We start from the raw sequence: 10,455 nt of genomic DNA, 5'->3' as shown, positions 1-10,455 counted from the left end.
TCTTGTTAATTATTACTTAACAATTATTTTTTCTTACCAAAGATAAAGATAGCCATTCCTAATAATCAAGTTGCTACCGAAGCAGCTACAAAGTATGGTCAGATTAAGATTGGTGAGTTGTCTTTTAATGCTTTAGTAATAGCTGTTGTAAGCACGTTTAATCCTTCAATATCTCCAGCCTTAGAAATTAATTGTTTAATATTTTTAAGGTCTGTTGAGTTAAGTTTATTCTTAGCTTTTGTAGATGTTTCAAAGTAATTGTGTTTAATTACAGCGTTTGCTAAAGTATCAATATTAGCAAGCTCTGAAGCGTCAGCTAACTCTTCAAAGTTATTTCTTGATTTGTTTGTTGTGATTGAATCAACTAAATCAAGTAAGTTTTGAGCTTTAGCAATAGCGACTTCACCATTTGTATCTGAGAATGCTTTTGAATTAAATTCATTAATTGCTTTAACAACATTTTCTCTATGTTTGTTTGAAGCATCTGTTCCATATGTACTTTGTAAGTATTGGTTTGTTAAATCGTTTAATTCATCTACTTTTTTATCGTAGTTAGCTTTGTTTAAAGCTTTAGCATCTTCAATAGCTTTTGCTAATGATTCACCATCTGTAGCGTTTTTAATAGCTTCAGAAGCTTTGTATTTTTCTGAATCTGATAAGTATGGAAGTTTATCAAGTTCTTTAAGAGCTTCTTCTTTAGCAGCATCTAAGTTTGCACTTCCATCAAGAGCAGCAGTTGCGTTGTTTAATTTATTTGTTAAATCAACGATGTTATCTACTGGCTTATTAAAGTTAGTAATATCTTTAATTGCTTCTACATCAGCTTTGGCTGCATCAAAGTTAGCTTTTGGTTGTTCTGAAGCTTTTGTGTAAGCAATTGTTTTTTGTGCTTTAGAAGCTTTATCTAGAGCTTCTTTAGCATTATTCATTAAAGTAGCATTGTTTACAATGTTATTTACATCTACAATAGCTTCTTTAGCATTAACATCAGCTTTAGCAGTATCTTTTTGAGCTTTAGATAAGTAACTTAACTTATCAATAGCAGCAATAGCATCTGCTTTAGCTTTTGCTAAGTTCGAATCTCCGTTTAATGCTTTGTGAGCATCTTTAAGAGTTTGCACTTTATCTTGTAAGTTTTCTACAGCGTTCTCGAAGTCTTCTTTACTTTCTAATGAATTTAAATTATCTAATGCTGTAGTTAATGCATTTTGTTTATCTGCGTCAGCTTCTTTGAATTGAACTTTTTCTTTAACTGGAGCGATGTCTTTAATTGTTCCTAGAGCAGCATCAACTGCTGTTGTATTTGAAACAATGTTATTTACATTGTCAATTGTGTTTTGTTCTTCAACTTTAGCTTTAGCAGCAGCTTTTTGTGTTTCTGAGATGTTTTGTAATGCATCAATAGTTTTCTTAGCTTCTTTTTTATACTTGTCTAATTCAGTTAAGAAACCACTTAAAGTAATAGTTTTGAAGTTTTCTGATTCAATATCATTTAAGTTTTCTTTAGCTGAAGCAATTTTATATTTAAAGGTAATTGAGCCATCGGTATCATCAGCGCTTAACTCAATAATTTTTAAATTAACTTGATTAATTGCTTCATTATCTAAGTTCATATCAAAATATGTACCTAAATTATTTAATACTTGTTCTTTATTAGCTAATAATTCTGAAGGTAAAATTTCAGCTTGATTATCTAATTTATATTCAACATGAGATTGAATTGTATCATCTGCTAATAAATTATTAATTCTTTCTTGTTCAGTTAAAAATCCGTTAATAGTGAATTTTTTATCATCAACATGAATGTCATTTAAACCATCTCTTGTTGAATAAATGCTATAAGTACCGCTTAAAGTACCATTTCTATCATCACGAGTTTTATTACTAATTGTAATATTTGTGGTTTTAGCATCGTTTTGACTTAAATTACTGATAGTAATTGTAGTATCTGAAGCTTGTTTTTGATTTTTATCACTAACACTATTATTAAAATCAAAAACTAGACCTTCTAATCTTTGTAATTCAGTTTTGAAACCGCTTAATTTGTTAGTATTAGCACTTCTTGTTTCATTAACAACAATTTCTGCGCCTTCTAAACCTGGTTTAGTTGATTGCAAGGTATAAGTTACTTTGATATATCCTTCACGATCATCACGTTCAGTAATAGTTAATGAATTTTCTTTAACTTTAATTTGATTTTGTTCTAAAGTTTCATTGTTGTTTAATTTAACAGTTACTTTTGAATCAATTACATCATTTTTATTATAAAGTGGTAAATATTGATCACGCTTTGCAAAATCAAGCGCAATTTTTGATAAGAAGTTTTCAATTCTTCTTTTCTCTTCTTCGGTATTAGTTAAGAAACCAGCAAAATTAACAGGAGTTGATTCTTTAGAAATTACTTGTTGTTCCTTGAATGTGTCTTTTCAATTGCTTACTAATTTTTTCAAATCATTTTGATCAGTATTTACTTGTCTGTTTGAAATTAATTTGTATTTAGCTCCAATTTGACCTGTATTATCATTAGAATCTGTTAGAAGTAAATCAGAGATGTGATAGCTTGTATTGTCAGCATTTTCTTTAATTGAAGCACTAAAATCATCTTTATTTAAAGTTGAAGCTTTTTTAGTTCCTTTATTAACAGTGTTATTTAATGAAATATCATATGTATTAGCATCAACTAATTTATTTAATCTTTGTAATTCTGTTTCAAATCCACTAATAATAATTTCTTTAGTATCAGAAACTACAGAATTAAAGTCTGGTTTAGTTGATTTAACTTGGAAACTTAAACGAATTTCACCAGTTAAATCATTGTAACCAACAATTTTTTGATTAACAAATTCATAATTATCTTTATTTAATGTATCTCAAGTTCAATTAGTGGTTGCATCTGTTAAACTTGAAGCTTGTTCATTTGTTTTATTTTGATAATCAATATTATAAAGAACACCATTTTCAGCTTTGTCACTAAAATCAAGAGAATTTAATCTGTCTTTTTCATTTTGCGCTAATGTTTTAAAGCCACTTAAAGTACCTGATTTGTTATTTTGGTCGCTTGAAGTTACAGTATTCAAGTTTTGTGAATTAACCACACCCCTATTAGAAATAATTTGTCAAGTATAACTAATTTCACCTGTGTTATCATTAGCTGATTTATCTACTACTTTTAAGTTATAGCTTGTATCTTTATTAGTTGCTAATTTATTTAAAATTAAGTCTTTTAATAATTGTGTTGCCGTTCATTTATCATATTGGTCGGTTGCAATATTTTTAATTCCAGCTTTAATTGCTAAGTTTTGCATAATTTCATCAAGACGCATTTGCTCAGTTTTAAAGCCTTTAATTTGTGCGTATTTATTATCTGAAGTTACATCTTGGTAAATTTCATCGCTTTTTTCAGACACTAAATGGTATTGGATTCTAATATAACCTTCAATTTCATTTCTTGCATCAATATTATCAATTACAACTCTGGCTTCTGGAGTAGCTTCTTTGATAGTTTTAATTACTTTTTCAATAACTGTACTTGAAGGTAAGGTTGTAGTTTTGTTTTCATAACCTAATGTAACAGTTAAATTATTTAAACGTGTTTTTTCTGCTTCGCGATCTATTTTATCTTGCTCTGCCTTAGTTCTGAAACCAGATACACTAATAGAACCTAAATCAGTATTATCTGAAACAGGTGTTACAAAAGGAGCATTAGGATCAACTTCTCAATTAGAAATTAATTCAGCTTGAGTTTTGGTTGATCTAAGTTCGGCTTCAATATTAACAGTTCCTGCAGCATCATCTACACTTTCTTTAGAAACATTAATTAATTCAGCTTTATTTTCATTGCTTTGAGTATAGTAGAAATTACTTAAATCATCATTATCATCTACTGCTTTTGAAGGTATTGATAATGATTTTTGTGGATAATCAACATTAATATTTTGATTATACATCTCTTGACGTAAATTATTTAATCTACCTTTTTCAGTTAAATAATTGTTAATAATAATTTCTTTTGGTTCTGAAACTACATCTTGACCGTTTTTGTTACTAATAACTTTAAATTGAACTTTTAAAGCCCCAATTACATCATTATAACCAATTACATTAGTGATGCTAATTCTTTCGTTAGCGTGATTATCTGGAGTTTTGAAAGTTAAGTTAATATCATTATGCTTAGAAGCATCATTGAAAGCAGAAGCTAATTTAGTTGCATCACCTAAACCGACAAATTCATTATTGGTGTAAGCATCAATTATTTCTTTTTCTCTATCAATTGGGCTTTGGAAACCACCAATAGTAATTTCTTTAGTTACACTTGAAGTAACGTCACTTAAATTATCTTTAGTAGAAGTTAAATTATAAGTAACAATTACTTGCTGATTATTGTTTGGATCTACTTTTACATTAGTAATTGCGATTTTAGCTTTTGAATCACTTAATAATTTTTGGTTTGGACTCAACATATCTTCATTTACTTCTGAAGCTAAAACTTTATTTTTAGCTTTTTCTCCAGCATAAGTAATTTCTTTAGTGATTGTTTTATTATTGATTAATTTGTCTAATCTTTGACTTTCAGTTAAGGTATTAAAAGTAGCAGTTTTTGCTTGAGTAGAAACAATATCATCTAAACTAGTTCTTTTTGATTTAATCTTGTATTCAACGGTAAATGCACCAGTTTTATCATTAATAGAATTTGAAACAATTTTAACTTCATAAGCTTCATCTGTTTCGCTTGTAGCAAAATCGATATCGCTTGGTTCTATTTCGGAAGCAGTTTTATTTAATTTAGCATTTTCACTTAAAGTAGGTTGGTAACTAAGAGCATCAATTCTTTCTTGCTCAGTTTTATATTTATCATTAGTTGCTAATTTAAAAGTATAAGTTTTAGTTGCAGTTTCTGCGTTAGTTAAATTTGCTTTAGTTGATCTTAATTTATATGAAATAGTTAAACTACCACTTCGATCATCTTGATTAGTAATAGCTAATTCAACTACTTCAGCTTCGCTATTCTCAGGTAAAGTTACAGCTAAAGCGCTGTTAATGTTTGTAGTCGAAATTTCAGAAGGCATTAATTGTGAATTTTTATTTTGATATGAAACTTTTAATGCGTCTAAACGTTTAGTTTCTTCAAGATTATTAGTTAAATAACCTGCAAACTTTGCAGTGTTAGATTGTTTAGATTTAATAGGATCTGAATTAGTAACAGCAGGTTCTCAATTATCTGAAACTAAATTATCTCTAGTCGAAATTAATGTATAAGCTACTCCAATTTCACCTGTATCATCGTTTGAATTTAATGTTAAATTAGAATCGATTTTAACATTTTCATTAGCAAGAGAATCTGGAACATTAGTAACAAAATCAGCTGATGTTAAATCAGAAGGTTTTTTGTTTGTTGTTCCTGATTTTTGACTAATTACAGAATTAGGAGAAGTATTTGTAACTAAATCATTAATTCTGTCTAATTCAGTTTTGAAGCCAGAAATAGTTACAAATTTTTCTTCTGATTTAATAGTTTCAAGATTGTCTTTATTTGATTGCAATTTAAAGCCAAGCTTAATTTGTCCAGTAACATCATTGTAGCCTACAATTCTTTTTTCAACAAATGTATATTGACCATCTGTTTCAGGACTTCAAGTTCATTTATCACTATTTAAATCATTTAAACTAACTGAAGAAGCTAAAATTTCATCTTTGTCGCTTCTATCAATACTATAACCAGTTAAGCCATCTAATCTAGTTTTTTCACCATTTTTAAATCCTGTAATTGTTACACTATTAGCATCAGATTTTGGCACTGTGTAAGTGATATTAGTTAAATTATTATCTTGTCTTCAGAATAAATCTTCTTTAGATTTAGTTGAAGTTAAAGTGAAGTTTAAAGCGCTTTTACCATAATCAGATTTTGGATTAATACTTGTGATATCGAAAGTTAATTTTTCATTTGTTGCATTTGAAAATGAATAATTAGCTTTATTTTTAGCAGTTTCTGAATTAGCTAATTCATCGGCAGCTGTAAAATCAAGATTAATTTTACTTTTATCTTTATTAATACTATCAGCAATAGTATTTAATCTTTGTTTTTCAGTTTGATAATTATCATTAGTATCTGCTTTAAAAGTGTAAGTTTTTACTTTAGTTTTAACATCAGTTAAATCAGCTTTAGTTGAAACTATTTCATAAGTAATTTCAAGTGTACCATCAACATCATTAGCAGCAACTACTTGTATATTTTGAATAACAGCATCTGGTTGATTATCATTAATTGCTACAGTAAAAGGACTTTGATCATTAGCATAATTTTTAGCCACATTAGTAGCAAATAATTGTGGATTGTTATTAGTATGATTAATAGTTAAGTTATATAAACGAGTGCTTTCATCAAGTTTAGATTTAAGTTTGCTTAATTCATCTTTTAAATCTGTATAGTTTTTTAAAGCTTTAGTATAAAGTCCACTGTAATTATTTGGATCTGTTTGTTCAACTTGATTGAATTTATCTTTATTTTGATTACCTTCTGCTAAATTTGAATTAAATGCAGTAGTTAATTTGGTAGTTAAACTATCGGCAGCATTTTTGAGTGAATCAACAGCATTTTTATAACCAACATTAGTATCTACCACATCATTAGTTTGTCATTGGTTAATTTTTTCTAATTCTTTACCAATTGCTAGATCTAAGGCTTTAACTTTTTTAAATTGATTTTCTTTATCATTTTCATCAGTAATTGTGTTATCAATTTCTTTTAACAATTGTTGTTTTAATTCAACTGTCATATGTTTTAATTCATTTTGTCTTGGTAAATATGAACTAGAACCATCTAATTTAGATTTGGCATCTTCAAGATTTCTTAATAAAGTTTCAATTTCTGTACTATTAGTAATTGTTGTAGTAGCAGAATCATCAATTACTGCCTTGGTTTGCTCAATAAATTGTTTGTAGTTTTCTTTTTCGCTTTGAGTTTTTTCATAAGCATAAAGTTCATCAGTAATTTCGCCATTTTTATTTGGTTTAAGTGAATCAGGCAATTTATCATAGTAATCTTTTAATGCTTTCATTTGTGTATTTAAATTAGTTGCATTTGTTTTAAATGTTTCATAATTTTTAGGATTTACATAATTACTATCATTACTATCTGCAATATTTATTTGATCAATTAAAGCTTGTTTTTGCTTAGCAGTTAAATTAGTTAATGAACGAATATGATCAATTAATGCTGCTTTATCATAAATTAGTTTTAAATTTGCATCATTACCAAATTGAGTAAATTCTTCACTTATTGGATTTAGTTCTGCTTCATTGATTAATTTTGAAAATTCTGTCTTATCAGTTTCAGTTAAATTAGTTAATTCATTTAATTTAGCAATTGAATTAGTTTTAGCTTTAGCAAAAATTTTATTAATTTGTTCTGCTAATTCACTATTATTTGTGCTTCAAACAGCGTCTTTAACTGCTCCATTATTAGTTTCATAGTTATTTTGTAATCTTTCTAATAAAGTAGCAAATTCTTGTCTTTCAGTTTCATTACTTTTAACAAAAACAAATGATTCAACAGCTTTTTTAGCTTGATTTTTGTTACCATCTAAAGTATTTAAACTTTCAGTTAATAAATTAAGCCCATTATCCAATTTAGTTTTGAAGTTGTTAAACTTAGCATAATCAGTTAAAAAACCTTTACTTGGATCATTTAAAAAGATTTTTTGGTATTCTGCATTGTCAAAAGCGTCAATAAATTTATTGTATTTTTCACCATCTTCATGAGAACTTAGAGTACTTTCAGAAACAGTTTCTTTTCAAGTTCCATCATCATTTTTTAAATTATTGTTAATTCAAGTTACATAATCATTTAAATATTTACGCTTCAAAATTGCATTAGCAACTTCTGCTTGGAATTGCTTCAATGTTTCTAAATTGGTATTTGAATTGGTTTGAATTAAGTTATCAATACCACCATTAGTTGCAGTTAATTTAAACTGATTATTGATAATATCAATTGCTTTTTCTTTAAATAATTTAACTAAATTATCTTTTTCAGCTTGGGTTAAACTTTGGTATGCTTCGGGATAATTTTGACTAAACACACTAGTTGCGAGATCGTTAATCTTACCACTAATTGTATTGTCATTAGCAACTTTGTATCCATCTAATTTTGCCACTTCTTGATCATAGGTTTGATGATTAGGGCCTAAAATTTGATTTAATTTAATACCTCATTCAGTAGCCGTTTGTTGTCCTGAAGGAAGATCTTCATTATTTTTTAATTTTTCTTTTCCAGCTTTTAAATATTCGTGCATCTTCTCAATCATATTTTTTAACTCTTGAGTAGAAGAATAAGCAAAATTTAATTGAGAAATTAATTTGTTTTCATCGCTAGATAATCCTTTATTTCTATCAGAATAATAAGTTTCATCAACTTCAGAAGCAAATTGAATCATAGGAATCATTCTTCTTAACAATCTCATGAAAGTGTATACATACTTTTTATCATCAGGTGTACTTCTGTTGTTATGATCATTAAATCAAACATCACTTTCGCTACTATTTTCACCCCTATTTTTAAATTCATTATTAATAAATTTTTGAACTAATTCACTAACTCAACCTGATAAATTAGGGAAATCTGTTTGTAACATTTGTTCAATTCTTAATCTATCAGTAATAAGTGGAGTATAGGCTAAATCATTAAAAACATAAAAACCTTGAGAATCTTTTGTTGTAGAAGAAAGTTTTGCTTCTGCAATATTTCATTGATTTTGGAAATTAGTGTCTTTAATTTTTGCTTTAATTTTGAAAGTGCTTGGATCAATATTATTAAGCGGTGAATTTAAAGTGTATTCACTATAATATTCTCTTGCATTATTTATGTTATTGTATTTTGTTCTATCTAAATCAAGTAATTTAATTTCTGTTCCATCTTTATTAGTGTAATAAAGACCTACTTCATACAATTTATTATCAATTTCATCATCTTCTCTTCTTTTAAATGATTTAGGTAAATATATGTTAGCTTCAGATGAATTAACTGTTTCTTTGATTCTAAATTTGTATTCAGTTGATTTAGTTTTTTCACTTCTTATGATAAATCCAGATTCACCTTCAAAACCAGAGTTAAATCCAACATCAAAAAGAGTGTAAGCTCCACCTAAAAAGGTCGGAACAGAAGTTTTGCCATTTCATTTAAAATTAGGATTATCAACTGTTTCAAATTCAACAACTACAACGTTGTTTGATCATCCTCTATTTCTAGCATTTGGTGCATCAATGAAAAAACTAAACATATATCCGGCATTTTTTTCTAATAAATTTCAAAAACCAATACCTTCATTATTTAATAAATCTTCATCATACAAGCCATCATTAATTAATTGTCTTGCTACTTCACCATTTTCAAATTTATTAATTTTTTTAGTAGATTTATGATAGAAACCAGGTGTTCCCTTTCCAAGGGTAGTAACTTGGTCGTTAATTAATCTATTAGCAATATCTGAGCGGCTATCACGAGTTAAACCATTTTTTTCAGCAATTGCTTGTTCTTCTGCTGTTCAAGGGTAGGCAGAATTAGTTCACAATCCTCTTAATCTAATTTCGCTATTATTGTTATATCCAGCTGCTCCAGCAGTAGAAGTATTTTCTGGATTTACTCAGTTAACAATATTTTGTCACTTATCTTCAAAGTAAGGATTTTGAGAATAAAGCGGATTAATAAAAGTGTAATCACTTTTATTGGTTGGTAATTGAGTTCATGAAACCGGAATTTCTTTTGTTGAAACATTTGCATAATCAATAACATTAATATCAGCTGGATAAAATGAAAATTTAACGAATGAATTATCCGCTAAAATCATGTCTTGAGAAAAATAGAAACCACCTAAATATCTGTTTTCTCTAAAATTAGCCGGTTGATCTTTATGAAAAATTAATTTTCATTTTCTACGTCTACCATTTAATGATTTATCATCAACCCAATTACCTCTTTTAGTAAATCTATCAAAATAATTTGTATTTAAGAAATTAGGATTTCTATTATCAGTTACTGATGGATCACCAATAGTTACTAAATTTTGAGTTCCTTTATATCCATAGAATTGATACCCGTTTCCATTGTCATATGAACCATATTGACTATATCTTGTATTAGAATAAATGTCAGTATCTTCATAAAAGAAACTGTCATATTTAGTATCAGTAGTATCTTTACCCATATAGATAGGAACTGAAGAAATTAAAAGTATAGATGAAGAAAGAGCAGCGCTTAAAAGCGTAAATATATTTTTTTTCTTCATAAATTAAGTCTCCTGTTAATTGTTTTTAATTAAATATAAATATATACACATTAAAATAAACATAAAAATAACTCAACTCATGTGAGTTATTATTAATGATTTCGAAATACATATGAAATCATTATATATATGTATATGTATATGGATGTATTATACATCTTACAGAAGAACTTAT

At 27.5% G+C, this 10,455-nt stretch carries 1 protein-coding gene; it reads right to left on the bottom strand.

Annotated elements, in window-relative coordinates:
• Nucleotides 1-23: 23 nt before the first annotated feature.
• The gene (locus tag VBN07_RS00900) at nucleotides 24-10,280 is read right to left on the bottom strand and encodes a GA module-containing protein (RefSeq protein WP_323177449.1); all 10,257 of its coding nucleotides are present in this window, start codon (nucleotides 10,278-10,280) and stop codon (nucleotides 24-26) included.
• Between the last annotated feature and the right edge of the window lie 175 nt (nucleotides 10,281-10,455).

The sequence above is a fragment of the Mycoplasma sp. 4404 genome, from assembly GCF_034863325.1.
Taxonomy (GTDB): Bacteria; Bacillota_I; Bacilli_A; order Mycoplasmatales; family Metamycoplasmataceae; genus Mycoplasmopsis.
The sequence above is the reverse complement of the archived record's forward strand: the minus strand, read 5'-3'. Positions and strand labels throughout refer to the sequence as shown.